Source organism: Microterricola pindariensis (genome assembly GCF_002936985.1).
Classification (GTDB): Bacteria; Actinomycetota; Actinomycetes; order Actinomycetales; family Microbacteriaceae; genus Microterricola; species Microterricola pindariensis.
Window position 1 is genome coordinate 1 of record NZ_MPZN01000141.1, and the last position, 506, is coordinate 506.

The window sequence follows — 506 nt, forward strand, 5'->3', positions numbered from 1 at the left end:
CATGATGATCGGGAACATCAGCACGAACAGGTTGCCCACCTTGACGGAGACCCGGGTGAGCTGCTCGTTGGCGACGCGGTAGCGCTCGGACTCGAATCGGGCTTCGACACACTCCCCGGCGGTACCCGCTTTCGAGCTGCAGCAGCAGATCAAGCGGGTGTTCGACCCGGCCGGCATCCTGAACCCCGGCAAGGTCTTCTAGGGCGCCCAACCACCCCGTTGGCTCGAGGGAGCACACCCACCCCGTTGGCTCGAGGGAGCCTGCGACCGAAGCCAACAGCCGGGGCCTGCAGGCGTAGGCTCAGTGCGGCGCACGACCAGGAGGCACGGATGTTCAGCAGCTACACCGCCGGCGAACGGGATGCTCTCCGAGATCCTCGGCGAGGCGGGCTGGAACACCTACATCGTGGGCAAATGGCACCTCTGCCCCGACGACGAGATGAATGTCGCGTCGACCAGGCGGAACTGGCCGAGCGGGCGCGGCTTCGAGCGCTTCTACGGCTTCC

Annotated in this window: 1 pseudogene; it reads left to right on the top strand. The window is 66.4% G+C overall.

Annotation, left to right across the window (positions count from 1 at the left end):
- Positions 1-133: 133 nt before the first annotated feature.
- A pseudogene (locus GY24_RS18300) lies at positions 134-202 on the top strand (FAD-linked oxidase C-terminal domain-containing protein); the annotation flags it as partial.
- Positions 203-506 lie beyond the last annotated feature (304 nt).